Below are 16,104 nucleotides of genomic sequence, written 5' to 3' on the forward strand. Positions count from 1 at the left end.
GCGGGTACCCAAAAGCAGCGCTCCGGCGCTGCTTTTTTTATGCGGATGGATTTCCTAGACGGTTGGAGCGAGGCTAGTGCAGGTCCCGCCGCGACCAGGACTCACCGCCATGAACCTGCTCTCCAACCTTGCTCTTGCCGGTGGCCTTGCCTGGGCCAGCGGTATTCGCCTGTACGCCACGTTGTTCATCGCCGGCCTGCTTGGGCGCCTGGGTTACGTCAGCCTGCCGCCTGGGCTGTCAGTACTCAGCCACGATTGGGTGCTGGTCACCTCCGGCGTGTTGATGGTGGGCGAATTCCTGGCCGACAAATTTCCGCTGTTCGACAGCGTGTGGGATGCCATCCACACCTTCATTCGCATTCCCGTCGGCACCTTGCTCGCCTGGGGCGTGTTCAAGAACGCCGGCGTGGACGAGCAGATAGCGGCCGCCCTGCTGGGTGGCGCGGTGGTTACTGGCACGCATCTGGCCAAATCGGGCACGCGCGCCTTGATCAACACTTCGCCCGAGCCCTTCAGCAACTGGGGAGCAAGTGCGGGCGAGGATCTTTCGCTGCTGGGAATTCTTTACCTGGCGTGGCGCCACCCACTCGTTTTGTTGGTTTTGCTCGCGCTGTTCATGCTGCTGGTCGGCTGGCTGCTGCCGAAGATTGTCCGTGGGCTGCGGGCGTTTTCGGCGCGGTGGCGGAAACCGCGAGGGGTTCAGGGCTCGCTATGATCAACCAACCCTCTGAGCCGTTAAACGAAGGGGAGGGCGTCGACGTCCGCAAGCTTGCCGCGCTATTTCGCCTTGTCCTTCCCCTTTTGCTCCTTCTGCCAGCGCTGATACTCCGTCACCTGCGGCAAGTCACGCAGCAGCTTCGAACGAGGGTCGACCATGACCAGCGTATCCGCCGGCACCTGCAGCGTACCCTCACCATGCGTCATCGGTAGCACCTGTACGGTATCGCCCACTTGCGCTTCGACCGGCATCGGGAAAGGCAGGTCCTGCGGTACGCGCCAACGCAGCGTCAGCGTGTCGCCCTGACGCTGCTCCTCCAGCGCCGGTAGCGCTGATTGATACAGGTACACATTGAAGAACCAGTTCAAATCGCGTCCGGTCACCTTGTTCACGATATCGATGAAATCGCGCGAGTCCGCGTAATGCGGCGTAAAGTTGCCCGGCTTGGGATCAGGGCGCCCGTAGACCAGCACGCGCAGGCATTCGAAGAAGTCGCGGTCGCCGATCAAGCCGCGCAGCGAGTGCAGCATCAGCGCACCCTTGTCGTAGATGTCGTTCCCGGGGCCGCGGCTGCCGTCGTAGACCTGTTCCTCGGTCTTGCTGCTGCCTGAAACGATCGGCGCGCGATTGTGCAAAGTCAGGCGCATCTTTTGCAGCCAGGCGTAATAACCCAGGTCGCCGTTGATCGACTGGCTGTAGAGCGGTTGCATGTAGGAAGCAAAGGCTTCGTGCAGCCACATGTCGTCCCAGTCGACATTGGTCATCTGGTTGCCGAACCACTCGTGCGCGAATTCATGTTGCAGCAGCCAGTCGAAACCGGTGCCGTCCATCGCATAGCGATTGCCGTAGGCATTGATGGTTTGGTGTTCCATGCCGAGGTAAGGCGTTTCCACCACGCCCATCTTTTCATCGCCGAAGGGGTAGGGGCCGATCACCGCCTCGTTGAAGGCCAGTAAGCGCGGGAATTCGGCAAACAGTTTGCGCGCCTGCTCTTCTTCGCCCGCCAGATACCAGTACTGCAGGGGAATCACGTTGCCGTAGCGGCTGTGGTATTCGCCGGTCAGTTCCTGGTACGGACCTACGTTGATGGAAATGGCATAGGTGGTCGGATGCCGGGTACGCCAATGATAGGTGTGCTTGTCGCCCTCGTCGCTGATACCGACCAGCACGCCATTACCCGGTGCCACCAGCGGCTTGGGTACGGTCACGTACAGGTCGACCAGATCCGGCTTGCCCTGCGGGTGGTCGATGCAGGGCCAGAACAGGTCGCAGCCTTCGCCTTCCACCGCGCTGCCTACCCATGGCTGGCCATCCTTGGTGCGACTCCACACGAAGCCGCCATCCCATGGCGCCTTCTTCGCTACATGGGGGCTGCCGCCGTAGTGCACGGTGGCGGAGACCTGCGCACCGGCTTTCAGTGTGCCAGGCAGCTGGATGCGCAGATGCCCCTCGGGATTGCTCCACGCGGTGGATGCCAGCGGCTTGCCATCCAGCTCGATCGCGCTGATCGGCAGATTGCGGTCCAGGTCCAGCAGCAATACGCCAGTAGGTTCGCGTGCTGTAAAACTCAGCACGGCCGTGGCATCGATGCGTTGCCGCGCCGGATCCACCGCAATATGCAATTGCGCGTGGTCGAAGCGCACGAGCTTTTGCTCGGCCGGCATCACGCCGCCGGAGTTTTCCGTCTGCGCGGTAAGCGCAGGCTGGGGAGTGCGAACACTGGCGCAGCCGGTAAAGCCGAGGACGAGACTGAGTGCGAGCAGGGCAGGACGCAATGGGCGCATGGGTCATGGGTGTCGGAGGGACATCCGTGCATCATGCAGGGTCCAGTGGCGGCATGACTAAGCCAGAAGTCATGCTTGTCCGAAAAGGCGCTGCGTAGGCTGGGAAGACAATCCCAGCATCGCGCGAGGTGCACGCATGGCAATGCTGGGTTTCGCAACCCAGCCTACGATCAGTGCTACCCGTACCGTTTGCTCAACAACGCAAACATGGCCCGCAAGCCCATCGCCTCGCCGCCGCGCGGACGGCCCGGACGATCGCTGTCGTTCCAGGCATAGGTGTCCAGGTGCAGCCATGGCAGGCCGTCCGGAAGGAAGCGTTCCATGAACAGCGCCGCGGTAATCGCGCCCGCATGCCGTGATGCGCCCGCGTTGGCGAAGTCGGCGAGGTAGGACTCCAACAGCTTGCGATAAGGACGCCACAGCGGCAGCCGCCACATCGGATCGGCCACGGCATGGCCGCAGGCGAGCGCAGCTTCAGCAAGCTGATCGTCATTGGCGAACAGTGCCGGCAGATCGGGGCCAAGCGCCACGCGCGCGGCGCCGGTGAGCGTGGCGAAGTCGATGATCAGCTCGGGCTTTTGCTCCGCCGCGTAGGCCAGCGCATCGCACAGGATCAGGCGGCCTTCGGCATCCGTGTTGTCGACTTCCACACGGTGGCCGGCGCGGGTGGTGATCACCTCTCCCGGGCGCATGGCATTGCCGGCGACCGCGTTCTCCACCGCCGGCACCAGCAGCGTCAGCCGCACCGGCAGTTTCGCTTCCATCACCAGGCCGGCCAGCGCGATCGCGTGCGCCGCGCCGCCCATATCCTTCTTCATCCAGCGCATGCCATCGGAAGGCTTCAGGTCCAGGCCGCCGGTGTCGAAACACACGCCTTTGCCCACCAGCACCACCTTGGGATCGCTGGCCTTGCCCCAGCTTAGCTCGATCAGACGCGGCGGGCGATGACTGGCGCGGCCGACGGCATGGATGGTGGGGAAGTTGTCCTCCAGCAGCTCATCGCCCACCCACTCGCGCAGCTTGGCCTTGTAGGTCTTGCCCAGTTGTTTCACCTGGTCGGCCAGCTGCTTGGGTCCCATGTCCTCGGTCGGCGTGTTGACCAGGTCGCGAACGAAGCAGGTCGCTTCGATCAACGGTGTCAGACTGGCAAGGGTTGCAGCGCTGACCACTAGCGGCGAACCCGGGCGCCTGGCGTTGCGGTAGCGCGTGAATTGATAGGCGCCCAGCGCCCAGCCAAGGGCGGAAAGCTGCGGATCCAGCGGCACGCTTTCCGGGGCGAGCGTGTATTCGGCGGTGGGCAGCGTCAGCGGCAGTGCCGCCAGTGCACTAAGCGAATCCCGGCGATCCACGCCCACCACCACGCGCGCCAGCTTGCCGCTGGCATCCGCCATCAGGCACATACTGCCGGGATTTGCGTCAAAACCGGTTTCGTCCAGCCAGTTCCGTTGCGCTGCGCTCAGGCGTTTGCGCAAGGCGGGGAGGTGCGCGGCGTCAGTGGCTTCGATGGGTGTTGGCGGACGGCGGCCGGAGGCGTTTGCAATCAGGGCGGACATGCGGTTCGAAATAGTCAGTGAGCAGGCTTAGGATGATAAGCCCTGTCGCTGCAGACGCGAAAAATAGCCGGGATTACCATTCGGGCCTGCGCGGTCCTGCCCCATTCGTTGCGCTCAGGTGCGGCTTTCCAGCCACTGAACCAAGCCGGCCAAATCCCGCAAATCCAGATCCGGCGCCGCCCCCAATGCGGCGGGCCAAGGGTGCCCCGCACGATTGATCCACGCCGTGCGCATCCCTGCCTCACGCGCGCCCACCACGTCCAGTACCGGATCATCACCCACATGCAGGATGTGCTCAGGCGCGACCCCAAGCTTCTGGGCTGCAGCGAAAAAGATGCGCGCATCAGGCTTCAGCACACCCACGTCGCGTGCGCAGATGCGGTGCGCGAAGTGGAGGTGCAAGCCGATGCGCTCCAGATCGGCATTGCCGTTGGTCAGGCTGGCAACCGGCCATGCTGCGCACAGGCGTTCAAGCGCAGGCAGGGCATCAGGATACAGTTCCACCGCATTGCGCGCCGCGGCGAAGACCTCCCACATCGCGTCCAGCGGCGCTTCGCTGATGCCGCAGGCATCGAACGCACGCTGCATGGTGATGTAGCGTTGCGCGGTGAAGTCATGCGCCAGGTCGATGCGTTCGGCCGCCACGCGTGCGCGTAGCTCGCGCAGCGCAGGGATCGGCCAGGTCTTCGCTACCTCCGGGTAGTGCTGACGCAGGTAGTCGTTGATGTCGCGATCCGCCCGTTCCAGGGCCGGCATGACCGGCCACAGGGTATCGTCCAGGTCGATGGTGATGGCGAGAATCTGCAAATGATCAACGACTTTCAATGCGCAGCATCTGGCCGGTGCGAACCGTATTGTCCTTCAAATGATTCCAGCTGCGAATCTGCGCCACGTCCACGCCGTGCCTGCGCGCGATGGAATACAGCGTTTCCCCGGCCCCGACGCGATAGGACTGTGCCGGCTGGTTGTCGACGCTGGCGATTTTTTTCTTGCCGTCAACCTTGTTCGCCACGCCGGACGTCTTGCCGACGGCTTTCGCCGAGACCTTGGCAAGGGCTACCTTGGCGTGGCTCACGAAGGCCTCGCTGGTGACCTTGGCGAAGCTGCCACGGTCGGCCGCGGCCATCTGCGTAAACGCATCGCCGCGCACGCCCTTCAAGCTGCTCTGCTGCGTCACGGCCACCGCTGCGCCGCTGACTTTGGCCAGCGCCGGCGCAGCCGGTGTTGCCGGGCGCGCAGCCGCGATAGCCGGTGCAGCGGCCACGCGAGACGGCGCGGAGGCAATCTGCGTGGGTTCGCTGCTGGCATGTGCGCCGACCTCGGCCAGGATGCGGCTGCGGCGCGAATCATCCATCGCCAGCAGACTGCCGCCTGCCTGGTAAGGCACCAGCGAATGCGAGCGCAGTGTCGCTGCGCCCTTGTCGCTCAGCGCGAAGTCCACGAACTCCTTGGCTGCCGAAGCGTTGGGGCTCGACGGGTTGGTGACCAGATAGAGGGGAACAAACAGCGGATACGTGCCGCTGGCCACCGTGCCAGCGCTTGGCGCCGTGCCGTCGATGTGCAGCATCTTGATCTTGCCGTTGCCGGCCACGCTCGACAGGGTGGTCACGCCGAAGCCGCGCGGATCCAGTGCGATCGACTGCTCCAACTGCGTGGTGTTCACGTACAGGCGGGGCGCCGCCACCGGCTGGCTGCCGCGGCCAAACACCAGCTTGCGCAGGCTGTATTCCACGCCATCGCCCGGGCTCGCCACCGCGAACACGTCGATCGGCGCGTCGTTGCCGCCGACTTGCTTCCAGTTGGTGATCTTGCCGAAGTAGATGTCGTGCACCTGCTGCAGCGTGATGTTGCTGACCGGGTTCGCCGGGCTGGTGACCAGCACCAGGCCATCCCATGCCACCGGCGTAAAGCTGAGCCCGCTATCCGGGCCGCTGCCCGAACTGGGACGCGCGCTGCCGGCGATATCGGCAGAGCCGCCGGCCACGGCGTCCAGGCCGGACGCGGTGTTGAACGGCTGAATCTGCACCGAGCCATGCCCTGACGATTGCCAGGCTTTCGCCACGCCCTTGACCACGCTGTTGGCGGTGACCACGTCGCCGCGCCAAGTGAGCGACTGCGTGGTCGCGGCAAGCGCGGCAGTGGAAAGGCCGGCGCCGATGAGGGCGGCGGAGAGCAGACGATTGATGCGTACTGGCATAGAAAGGCGCGACCTGCGTGTAGGAACGTGTAGGGAATTGCTGTGAGTCTGCCGTCCGCGCCGCGTAGGCACAGTGACGGAATGCGGTATTTCAGCGGCCCGGAGGCAAAACATCAAGCAAATACGCCGATGAACAGCGAATGCGTTCATGTAGTTGCGTGGAAAACTTGCGGGCAGCGCAATGACCGTGGCGCGATCTTCGTTTGGCTTCTAGTCAGCATGTGATCTGTACGAAGCGAAATGTTGCTGCTTACCTCGCACTGCATCTTTGCTCCCTCCCCTACGTGTAGTAGGGGAGGGTTGGGGTGGGGTGAAGCAATCTAGCGAAGAAGCCATGCTGTGTGGCAAGCGCGTGCAACCCCACCCCAGCCCTCCCCTGCAAGCAGGGGAGGGAGCACATCTCGCTACTGCACCACCACGTAATTCAATCCTTCATCCGTCGACACCAGCAGCACCAGCTGACGAGGACGAGCCGCAGCAAGCCCCTGCAGGTCCCGCAGGCTGGTGATGCGGCGATTGCCGATGCCGACGATCACATCGCCGGTGGAAAGCCCGGCCTGTGCGGCGCGGCTGTTGGGACTCACAGCGGATAACGTCACGCCTGCCACGCCCTGGCTGGCCTGCTCGTCGCTCAGTTCGCTGAACGTCACGCCGGTGAGGCGCGGATCGAGCTTGGCACCGTCCAGCGTGGCGAGCTTTTGCGGCGTCAGCTGCGCGGTGAGCTTGCGTGGCGTGCCGTTGCGCAGGGCGGTCAAGTTCACCGTGCTGTCGGCGGGCAACAGGCCCAGCGTGTTGTTGAGCTGGTCGGAGTTCCGCAGCGATTGGCCGTTCACCGCCGTGATCACGTCGCCCACTTCCAGCCCGGCGCGATCCGCCGCCGAACCCGGCAGAACGCGCGTCACCACCGCGCCCTCATTGCTCTTCAGGCTCAGCATGCGCGCGATATTCGGCGTGATGTCCTGGGTTTGCGCGCCCAGGCTGCCGCGGTTCACCTTGCCGTGGGCAATCAGCTGCTGCATTACCTCGGTGGCGATATCGGTGGGAATCGCGAAGCCGATGCCGATGTTGCCGCCCGAGGGCGACAAGATCATGGTGTTGATGCCTATCAGCTCGCCGCGCAGATTCACCAGTGCGCCGCCTGAATTGCCGGGATTGATCGAGGCGTCGGTCTGGATGAAATTCTGGAAGCTGGAGCCGCCGAGGCCCGAGCGGCGCAGCGCCGATACGATGCCCGAGGTCACCGTCTGGCCAAGGCCGAACGGGTCGCCCACCGCCACCACGAAGTCACCCACGCGCAGTGCCGACGAATCCGCGATCGGCAGCGCTTGCAGCTTGTCCGCGTTGATCTTGACCACGGCCACATCGGTGCCCGGATCATTGCCCACCAGCGTGCCCTTGAAATTACGTCCGTCCTGCAGCGTCACCATGATGTCGTCCGCGCCGCCCACGACATGGTTGTTGGTGAGGATGTAGCCCTTCGCCGCATCCACGATCACGCCCGAGCCCAGGCTCTGCTCCACTTTTTCGCGCGGCACGCCTTGCATGCCGAAAAACTCGCGGAACACCGGATCGTTGAAGAACGGATTGCTCACCCGCACCCGTGTCTTGGTGGAAATGTTCACCACGGCCGGGGTCACCTTCTCCAGCATCGGCGCCAGCGAAGGCAGGGGTTGGCCGTTGACTGCCGGGGGCATTCCGGCGTGGGCGTGCATCGGCAGCACGGCGAGCGATGCGGCGGCAAAGAGGGCAGTGAAACTGCGGAGCAGACGCGCTTGCATGAAGTCTCCTGGTGCGAAGAAAAACTGCTGATTCGACTGGGCGCGGCACGGGCGGTTCCCAAGCATGCACCGTGCCTTCGCTGCGTGCACAAATGCTAAATGAACAGCGTGCCATCCATCTGGGCATGCGTTGTAAGGCTTTCCTGATCGCGAGCCGGTATTTCGGGCGAATATTTTCAGCCAATTGCCTCGCATGTGGCCTGTGAGCCCTTTACTTCCATCCGGCGCGGGCGTAACGTTCGCCCGTCGCAACCACAACATCTTGTGTGCAGCAATCCGTGTGTTACCCAAGTGCTGGGGCGGCGAATCGAGTCAGGAGGGGGCTGTAGCTGATCGCGAAAGAGCCGGGCCCGACCTTCATGCGCGGGGCATGAATCGGGTACGACGGGGTCGTTTTCCCGGCGACTGATGTCACTTACACCTATAAGACTAGAAACCAACGGGGCCGCAAGGCCATGCCAGGAGGTCAGGAAGCCAATGAGCATCCTGCGTGCAACAAACACCGGCCGCGATGCCGCCATTCCGCTGCAGAGCGCATCGCAGGACATCTGGGACAAGAAGTACCGTCTGCGCGCCAAGAACGGCGAACCGGTGGACGTCGCCATCGACGACACCTGGAAGCGCGTCGCGCGCGCGTTGTCCGAAGTGGAAGCCACGCCGGAGTTGCGCGAGCACTGGCACGAGCGTTTCCTGTGGGCGTTGCGCCGCGGAGCCATTCCTGCCGGCCGCATCACCTCCAATGCCGGCGCGCTGGAACACAAGCCCGCCACCTCCACCATCAACTGCACCGTGTCCGGCACCATCCGCGATTCGATGGACGACATCCTGCAGAAGGTGCACGAGGCGGGGCTTACGTTAAAAGCGGGCTGCGGCATCGGCTATGAATTCAGCACGCTGCGTCCGCGTGGCGCATATGTGTCGGGTGCGGGCGCGTACACCAGCGGCCCGCTGTCCTTCATGGATATCTACGACAAGATGTGCTTCACCGTGTCTTCCGCCGGCGGTCGCCGCGGTGCACAAATGGGCACGTTCGACGTCAGCCATCCGGACGTCAAGGAGTTCATCCGCGCCAAGCGCGAGAACGGTCGTTTGCGCCAGTTCAATCTGTCGCTGCTGATTACCGACGGCTTCATGCAGGCGGTGGAGCACGACCAGGACTGGCCCATGGTCTTCCCGGTGCACGTGAAAGAGCAGGACGACATCGACCTTGATGACGCCAGCAAAGTCGTGTGGCGCGAATGGCCCACCAGTGAGAACTACGTCGTGCGCGACGACGGCCTGGTCGCCTGCAAGATCTACGGGCACATCCGTGCGCGTCATCTGTGGGACATGATCATGGTCTCCACCTACGACTACGCGGAGCCCGGGTTCATCCTCATCGACAAGGTGAACGAGATGAACAACAACTGGTGGTGCGAGCAGATTCGCGCTACCAACCCGTGCGGCGAACAACCATTGCCGCCTTACGGCTCTTGCTTGCTCGGCTCGGTCAACCTCACCACCTTCGTGCGCGATCCCTTCGGCCCCAAGGCCCGCTTCGACTGGGACGAATACCGCGAAGTGGTAAAGATCTTCACCCGCATGCTCGACAACGTGGTGGAGATCAACGGCCTGCCGCTGGAACAGCAGCGCGACGAGATCCTGTCCAAGCGCCGCCACGGCATGGGCTTCCTTGGCTTGGGCAGCACGCTCACCATGCTGAAGCTGCGTTACGGCAGCGCCGATGCGGTTGCCTTCACCGAAGACGTGTCGCGCGAAATGGCCGTGGCCGGTTGGGAGGTGGCGCTGGACCTGGCCAGGGAGAAAGGCCCGGCACCGGTGCTCGCCAAGAACTACACCGTCACCGGTGACATGCTGCGCAAGCGTCCGGAGATGGCCGCCGACGGCTACAAGGCGGGCGACCTGATTCCCGGCCGCGTGCTGCACGCCAGGTACAGCCGCTACATGCAGCGCATCGCCGAGGTAGCGCCGCATCTGGTCAAGGAATTGGCCGAAACGGGCGCGCGCTTCACCCACCACAGCTCCATCGCGCCGACCGGCACCATCTCGCTGTCGCTGGCCAACAACGCCAGCAACGGCATCGAGCCCAGTTTTGCCCATCACTATTCGCGCAACGTGATCCGCGAGGGCCGCAAGACCAAGGAGAAGGTGGAGGTCTATAGCTTCGAGCTGCTGGCCTATCGCGCACTCATCAATGCCGATGCCATGCCGTTCAGCGACGACCCCAAGGCCAAGCTGCCTGAGTACTTCGTCGCGGCCGACGACATCAGCCCGAAGGAGCACGTGGATATCCAGGCCGCCGCGCAGCTGTGGGTGGATTCGTCCATCTCCAAGACCGCGAACGTCCCCACCGACTACCCCTACGAAGACTTCAAAGACATCTACTTCTACGCCTATAAACAGGGCCTCAAGGGCTGTACCACGTTCCGCTTCAACCCCGCTGCATTCCAGGGCGTGCTGGTCAAGGAAGCCGACCTGGAGAACACCCTCTACCGCTTCGAATTGGAGGACGGTAGTGTTGTGGAACTGAAAGGCAACGAAGAAGTGGAGTACGACGGAGAGACACACACCGCCGCCAATTTGTTCGATGCTTTGAAGGAAGGCTATTACGGAAAGTTTTAGTAGTGGCACGCAACGCGAAATCGCGCTACGTTTCCGCACACCGTAAGCAAGCCTGTAGAAGTTTCCATAACAAACGTACCGGAGGGGAATACCCGCATGTCCATCGATACCGAGTTCGAAGTACACAACGACGACCTGCTCACGCCGGCTGCCCCGGTAGCTGAAGAGCCCGCACCGGCAGCCGCGCCGAAGAAGGCCCGTCGCAAGAAGGCAGCCAAGAAAGCCGCTCCGGCCAAGAAGGGCGCCGCCAAGAAAGCGGTGAAGAAGGCCGCCAAGAAGGGTGCAGCGAAGAAGGCCGCCAAGAAGGGCGCTGCCAAGAAGGCTGCGAAGAAAGGCGCCGCCAAGAAAGCCAGCAAGAAGGCCGCCAAGAAAGGCGCGGCCCGCAAGGCTGCAAAGAAGGTCAGCAGCAAGAAGACGGCCCGCAAGGCCGCATCGAAGAAGACAGCCAAGAAGGCTGCTAGCAAGAAAACCGCCAAGAAGACGGTAAAGAGGTCCACTGCCAGCAAGAAGGCCGGTCGTAAGGCGACCAAGAAAACCGCCAAGAAGGCCGCCCGCAAGAAGTAAGCAAACCGAAATCCGGCCCGGCGCGAGTCGGGCCGGATTTCTTTTTAAGACCCGGATTTTTCCCCTCTCCGCCCTAAGGAGGGGTTGAGGTGGGTCCAGTCTCGCCGTAGCGCTTCTAAAGCCGCTCGCGAACCCCATCTTTAGTATTAGCGCCACCCCATACCAACCAGGAAGCACCGGCATGACGATCAAGATCGAGAAGAAGATCAAGGGCTACGAGGTCGTCAAACCTGAAGACAAGGCCGCGCCCGCCGTGCAGGCCACCACCGAGCAGCCGAAAGAGGCGCCGATGGCGGAAGTCATCCAGATGCACGAAAGCCTGGAGCGCCCCGAGGCCCTGATCGGCTCCACCTTCAAGATCAAGTCCCCGCTGTTCGAGCACGCCCTGTACGTCACCATCAACGACATCGTGCTCAACGCCGGCACCCCCTACGAGCAGCGCCGCCCCTTCGAGATCTTCATCAACTCGAAGAACATGGACCACTTCCAGTGGATCGTGGCCCTCACCCGAATTCTCTCCGCCGTGTTCCGCAAGGGCGGCGACGTGACCTTCATCGTGGAAGAGCTCAAGGCCGTGTTCGACCCCCGCGGCGGCTACTTCAAGGCCGGCGGCGTCTACATGCCCAGCATCGTCGCAGAGATCGGCGCGGTGATCGAGCAGCACATGAAGAACATCGGCCTCATCCACGACCCCGAGATGAGCGACGCCCAGCGCGCCCTGATCGCCGAGAAGCGTGCCGCCTACGAGAACGCCGCTCAAAAAAAAACTGAGCTGAGCCCCACCGACGCCGACACCAACGACTCGGCCGGCTTTCCGCCGGGGGCCACCTTGTGTGCGAAGTGCAATACCAAGGCGCTGGTGTTGATGGATGGGTGCCAGACGTGCCTTAACTGCGGATATAGCAAGTGCGGTTGAGCCGGGTCGAGATGGTTCTTTGTAATTAGTTCATATCATTGAGGCTGTGCCGGAATGGATTACCGTGCCAAATAAGCCGTTAACCGAAGAGCAAAAGGTTCGCCTGGCTGTATTGGAGCCAAGATTGCGCGCATGCGTACGGACCGCGGATTTGCGGCTTGCAAAGGAAGTTGCCGCGGAAATTCAACTGCTGCTCAGGCCTTCAGGACACGAAACTAGGCTCCTCAAGGCAAAAAACTGGCTTTATGAAACCGCCTTGGAAGCAAATAGTCTTGAATTTGCCAAAATGGGATTTCTTGGAACAATTAAAAAGAGTTCTACTAAAACTAGGTTGCATTTAGAAGCGGTGGCTCTTTTGGCAGTCTGCCACCTGCGTGAAGGGAATTTAGAGGGTGCACGCCCGTTAATCGAAAATGCAATTAGATATATAAATAATATAAAGTCCGATGCTCGAAGGCGACAATTCCATAAAAGATTGCTTGGTCGCCTAGAAGAAGAGGGAATACTTGCTGGGCTTATTGATAAAACTAAGCCTCCTTTATCGATTGACAAAGTTAGCGAGGAGACTCTTCGGTTAGTTCGAATTGAAACTGCGGAGGAAATACTGACGGAATTGGCGAAATCACTTCCTCCGAAATCGCTAAATCTGTTGGGTGAGATTCGCGACGTCTATGTTTTAGGATTGCCGGCGCCAGAGCGTAAATTCCTGCCACCGCCCGTTGTGGAAGAGAAAGAGGAATTGGGGAAAAGAGCTTCGATGGCGTTAAAGCGTGTGGCCTGGAGAGCCCTTTGCAGCCCTAATAGCGAGATATATAAAGCTTGGAGTGATGGTCTGAGCGTGGTTTATGATAAAAAATATATAACTGCAGCTATAGTTACCGCGTTTCAATCTATCAGTATTTGTATAACGATGTTAGCCGCAAGTGCGGCTGCACTCGCCATTAAGCTTGGTGCGCAGACGTTTTGCGAAATATTTGCGCCGGCCTCTGTCATGATTGATGCGGCTGAAGACTAAATAGATGGCAAAGCGCGTAGGCTGGGATGACAATCCCAGCATTGCATGCCTGAAAGTAGTTGGATTGTCATTCCAGTCAACTGATCGGAATTGTGCAAGGGGCGCACCGCAAATAAGCGATTTCAGGTTAAGTTATTGCACTGATCTTGTTGTTAATTTCAGTTTCCACTTCGCTGTTTTAGTCGACCTCGTGGTACAGTGGGGCGACGAAGTTTGGCGCAGAAGGCGCCAGTGATCGGCCAGCTAAAGAAGTACCCCGGGAAAAGTGTACCTACACAACTGGAGGTAACGTATGCGCCGTTTCAGAGTCATCCATGTTTTGGGGATAGTGCTTTCTTTGCCGCTGTTGGTCTCCAGTCCTGTCCGTGCGAACGATACGGGTCAAACGATTGAGCGGAAAACTTACAGCACCCTTGGTTTGAGAAGCTGCAGCAAATGGCTTCAAGATGAAAGAAGTGCAAAAAACCTCGCGCAAAACGGTCTTAACGCGCTGAATTTCATCGGCGATCAGAGTTGGTTGGCGGGATTCATCAGCGGCTTCAATGTGGCCATAACCGACCGACAGGATCTGCTGTCAGCAATGGATCTTCAAACCGCATCAGATTGGGTCAGCGTGTATTGCTCAAAAAATAAAAGTGCCAATGTTCCAGACGCCGTAGTGGCTCTTTTTGTTGAGATCGCGAAAAACAATAAGTGATTCGTTTGTGCGTGAAGAAAGAGTGGTTAGGGGTAAGGGGTTTCAGGGGGAGTTATGGAAAACGAGTTCGTGCGGCGTTTCGCTGAGATGTCGGATGATGAGTTGCAGAAATATGCCGTTCGGGCGCAACTCGACGAAAATGCACGCGTTCTTCTGACTGCGGAGTTGAGTCGGAGAGGCTTGCTTCTCCCAGAAGCGAGCCATGTACCCAGCACGGGGAGCGCAGGCGACGCAAATTCCATGGGCTATCGGCAGGTGATACGCGGCCTTTCGCCTTTGAATGCGCAAATCCTGCTTGGCCGCTTGCAGGCCGAAGGCGTTGATGCGTATTTGTCCGGGGCGAATGTCACCCAAATCAATCCCTTGTGGTTCTATGCCCTGGGTGGCGTTCGACTCTTTGTGCACCGGGAACATCTCGCTATAGCTTTCGATGTCATCGATGCCACCTGGAAGGGAGACTACGAAGTAGGGGTGGCGGAGGAGCAGGATGCGCCGGGCAGGGATCGCATCGAGAGCAAACGCCAAGCTGGATGGATGTGCGTGCTGTCCGTTGCCATGGTGATGGGTGGAATATCGCTCGCGGCGCTCTGGTGGCCATCGTATGCGTCGCCTTCCTACTCAATGACATCCGGATCGCCCTCCGATCTCCTCGCGAGAGGGATGGCGAGTACCTTTCTCGTAACCTATGCCGGGTTCTGGTTGCTCTTTGTCGAATGCGCTGTTCGGCGTCAGAAGCGACCGTAAATTGCCCATTTTTTCTGCGGCATTAAGGGGCAGTGCGGGGGCGGCCGAGATTGTGGGGATTCGAGAGAAGTAGAGGAGCGATGAGCTGGTTCGACGGCTTTGGTGAATACCACCCAAGGGTGCGCCGCTATTCATCTGGCTGTGCGTTGCTGCAATAGTCGTAGATGAAATGGAAATGCCATCACAATGCTTCGCTGCCAAATGGGGCAGAGCGGTAGTCGTCAGAACATTCTGAATCCCACTAGCTGCAGCCGAGTACGCAGATCAGCAGCATGAGCCGTCACATCGCCATGCCTTGCATGCCGCCATAAGGAAAGTTCGACCTACCTGATTTTTCGGTATCGTCTGATAGACACGCAAACGTGTCTATGCAAAGGTGCTGCACGTCGGGTGTGCCGATTGCAAACCGGAAGCCGCATCCGACGTAAGAGGTAAAGCGCGAACCGCATGAGGTGGTGCTCATACGGTCCGCTGGCCACCACCAACTTGAACGGAGTTGATCAATGGTTACCCCTGATCTTACGGCATCTGCGCGCCTACGCGCGTCCTTCCCCTTGCCAAACCCGCGCTTTACCACCACGCCGCTCGCGTGGTGCCAGGTGGTCGAGGGCACTTAGTCGAAATCGTCTGTCAGCGTTTTCTGACTTCGAAGCAGGGCTCTGCCCTGTGCCCCTCACGCCGTGCGCAATGTACGGCGTGACTACCTGGAGCACGCGTGATGAATATCATTTCCTCATGGGTCGGTTATACCTTCCCAAAAGCAAAGCGGCCTGCCCGCAAGGCAGCAAAAGAACCCGCCACGTCGTGCACGGTTGCCGCACCCATCCAAGCGCCTGCACGCGTCATGGTATTAGAGGCTGATCCACCGAGCCGCAGCACCCTCGTCGATCTCATCAAGACACTTGGCCTGGAGCCACTCGTCGTTCCTGACGCCGCGGCGGCCTTGAAATCCATCGATCTTTGCGCACCCGGCATGATCCTGATGGCTTGCAACGAGCTACCGGGCCCGGAGAGCGGCGAATTAAAGCTGTGTTCGATGATGCGAAAGCCGCGAGCAGATCATCCGTGCATTCCGATCATAGTCTTGGCAACTGGGTCGGATGCCTTTATTTGGCAAGGCTACATAGGGGATTGCGGGATAGAAGGTGTTCTGGAAAAGCCGCTACGCGCCCAAACGCTGCGAGCAATGCTTGAGTTGTGGCTCGACCTGCCGCTTAAGGATGAACCGAAACAATCGCTTCCCCCAATCCAGAACGCCGATGACTGGTTTCAAGTCCGTTTCACCGAAGACATCCAAGGGTTTGAACAGGCTTGGGCAAAGGATGACAAGCCTTCGATGCTCCGCTTTGCGCAGCACATGCAAGGTATCGCGCTCGTGCTGGGGGTGCAGCGGGCACTGAGGTTGGCTGATCGACTGGAACGGATGGCAAGAGGCACGAAGCCGATGGAGCCCGAGGCGATGCAACGCACCCTTACGGCTTTGAAAAAAGCGTTTGCCCCCTACCTCGACTAGGCG

The 16,104-nt window shown here is 60.6% G+C and carries 13 protein-coding genes; 8 read left to right on the top strand and 5 right to left on the bottom strand.

Annotation, left to right across the window (positions count from 1 at the left end; translation table 11 throughout):
* Positions 1 to 109: 109 nt before the first annotated feature.
* Complete coding sequence (locus EKH80_RS15960) at positions 110 to 715, top strand: DUF4126 domain-containing protein (protein WP_126685769.1); 606 nt, start codon at positions 110 to 112, stop codon at positions 713 to 715.
* A 62-nt stretch (positions 716 to 777) separates the two neighbouring features.
* Here EKH80_RS15960 and EKH80_RS15965 read toward each other — a convergent pair whose 3' ends face one another.
* The 5 genes from EKH80_RS15965 to EKH80_RS15985 all read right to left on the bottom strand — a co-directional run bounded on the left by EKH80_RS15965 (position 778) and on the right by EKH80_RS15985 (position 8,030).
* A complete protein-coding gene (locus EKH80_RS15965) occupies positions 778 to 2,502 on the bottom strand; it encodes a M1 family metallopeptidase (RefSeq protein WP_126685770.1) in 1,725 nt (574 codons plus the stop codon).
* 176 nt (positions 2,503 to 2,678) lie between these two features.
* Positions 2,679 to 4,055 (bottom strand): leucyl aminopeptidase family protein, encoded by a 1,377-nt coding sequence (locus tag EKH80_RS15970; RefSeq protein WP_126685771.1) that lies wholly within the window; start codon positions 4,053 to 4,055, stop codon positions 2,679 to 2,681.
* 114 nt (positions 4,056 to 4,169) lie between these two features.
* The gene (locus tag EKH80_RS15975) at positions 4,170 to 4,880 is read right to left on the bottom strand and encodes an HAD family hydrolase (RefSeq protein WP_230473740.1); all 711 of its coding nucleotides are present in this window, start codon (positions 4,878 to 4,880) and stop codon (positions 4,170 to 4,172) included.
* On the bottom strand, positions 4,867 to 6,252 hold the full coding sequence (locus tag EKH80_RS15980; RefSeq protein WP_126685772.1) for a LysM peptidoglycan-binding domain-containing protein: 1,386 nt from the start codon (positions 6,250 to 6,252) through the stop codon (positions 4,867 to 4,869). Before EKH80_RS15980 ends, EKH80_RS15975 begins: the two co-directional genes overlap by 14 nt.
* Positions 6,253 to 6,656: 404 nt before the next feature.
* Positions 6,657 to 8,030 (bottom strand): DegQ family serine endoprotease, encoded by a 1,374-nt coding sequence (locus tag EKH80_RS15985; RefSeq protein WP_230473741.1) that lies wholly within the window; start codon positions 8,028 to 8,030, stop codon positions 6,657 to 6,659.
* 477 nt (positions 8,031 to 8,507) lie between these two features.
* Here EKH80_RS15985 and EKH80_RS15990 point away from each other — a divergent pair, with 477 nt between their 5' ends.
* The 7 genes from EKH80_RS15990 (at position 8,508) to EKH80_RS16020 (ending at position 16,101) form a co-directional block, all read left to right on the top strand.
* Positions 8,508 to 10,652 (top strand): adenosylcobalamin-dependent ribonucleoside-diphosphate reductase, encoded by a 2,145-nt coding sequence (locus EKH80_RS15990; RefSeq protein WP_126685773.1) that lies wholly within the window; start codon positions 8,508 to 8,510, stop codon positions 10,650 to 10,652.
* A 96-nt stretch (positions 10,653 to 10,748) separates the two neighbouring features.
* Entirely contained in the window at positions 10,749 to 11,216 is a 468-nt protein-coding gene (locus EKH80_RS23855) for a histidine biosynthesis protein HisIE (protein ID WP_158628855.1), read from the top strand.
* Between the two features lie 181 nt (positions 11,217 to 11,397).
* Positions 11,398 to 12,132 carry a TSCPD domain-containing protein gene (locus EKH80_RS16000; RefSeq protein WP_126685774.1) on the top strand — a complete coding sequence of 245 codons (735 nt, stop codon included), beginning with the start codon at positions 11,398 to 11,400 and terminating at the stop codon, positions 12,130 to 12,132.
* Between the two features lie 64 nt (positions 12,133 to 12,196).
* Positions 12,197 to 13,147, top strand: coding sequence for a DUF309 domain-containing protein (locus EKH80_RS16005; protein WP_126685775.1), 951 nt, complete (start codon positions 12,197 to 12,199; stop codon positions 13,145 to 13,147).
* Between the two features lie 292 nt (positions 13,148 to 13,439).
* Complete coding sequence (locus EKH80_RS16010; protein ID WP_126685776.1) at positions 13,440 to 13,844, top strand: hypothetical protein; 405 nt, start codon at positions 13,440 to 13,442, stop codon at positions 13,842 to 13,844.
* A gap of 54 nt (positions 13,845 to 13,898) precedes the next feature.
* On the top strand, positions 13,899 to 14,588 hold the full coding sequence (locus tag EKH80_RS16015) for a hypothetical protein (RefSeq protein WP_126685777.1): 690 nt from the start codon (positions 13,899 to 13,901) through the stop codon (positions 14,586 to 14,588).
* A 718-nt stretch (positions 14,589 to 15,306) separates the two neighbouring features.
* Entirely contained in the window at positions 15,307 to 16,101 is a 795-nt protein-coding gene (locus tag EKH80_RS16020) for a response regulator (RefSeq protein WP_126685778.1), read from the top strand.
* The last annotated feature ends 3 nt before the right edge of the window (positions 16,102 to 16,104 follow it).

The organism is Dyella choica (assembly GCF_003977665.1).
Lineage (GTDB): Bacteria > Pseudomonadota > Gammaproteobacteria > Xanthomonadales > Rhodanobacteraceae > Dyella_B > Dyella_B choica.

Coding starts and splice junctions, on each gene's coding strand:
- EKH80_RS15960 (WP_126685769.1), top strand. CDS start 110: ATGAACCTGCTCTCCAACCTTGCTCTTGCCGGTGGCCTTGCCTGGGCC.
- EKH80_RS15965 (WP_126685770.1), bottom strand. CDS start 2,502: ATGCGCCCATTGCGTCCTGCCCTGCTCGCACTCAGTCTCGTCCTCGGC.
- EKH80_RS15970 (WP_126685771.1), bottom strand. CDS start 4,055: ATGTCCGCCCTGATTGCAAACGCCTCCGGCCGCCGTCCGCCAACACCC.
- EKH80_RS15980 (WP_126685772.1), bottom strand. CDS start 6,252: ATGCCAGTACGCATCAATCGTCTGCTCTCCGCCGCCCTCATCGGCGCC.
- EKH80_RS15985 (WP_230473741.1), bottom strand. CDS start 8,030: ATGCAAGCGCGTCTGCTCCGCAGTTTCACTGCCCTCTTTGCCGCCGCA.
- EKH80_RS15990 (WP_126685773.1), top strand. CDS start 8,508: ATGAGCATCCTGCGTGCAACAAACACCGGCCGCGATGCCGCCATTCCG.
- EKH80_RS23855 (WP_158628855.1), top strand. CDS start 10,749: ATGTCCATCGATACCGAGTTCGAAGTACACAACGACGACCTGCTCACG.
- EKH80_RS16000 (WP_126685774.1), top strand. CDS start 11,398: ATGACGATCAAGATCGAGAAGAAGATCAAGGGCTACGAGGTCGTCAAA.
- EKH80_RS16010 (WP_126685776.1), top strand. CDS start 13,440: ATGCGCCGTTTCAGAGTCATCCATGTTTTGGGGATAGTGCTTTCTTTG.
- EKH80_RS16015 (WP_126685777.1), top strand. CDS start 13,899: ATGGAAAACGAGTTCGTGCGGCGTTTCGCTGAGATGTCGGATGATGAG.
- EKH80_RS16020 (WP_126685778.1), top strand. CDS start 15,307: ATGAATATCATTTCCTCATGGGTCGGTTATACCTTCCCAAAAGCAAAG.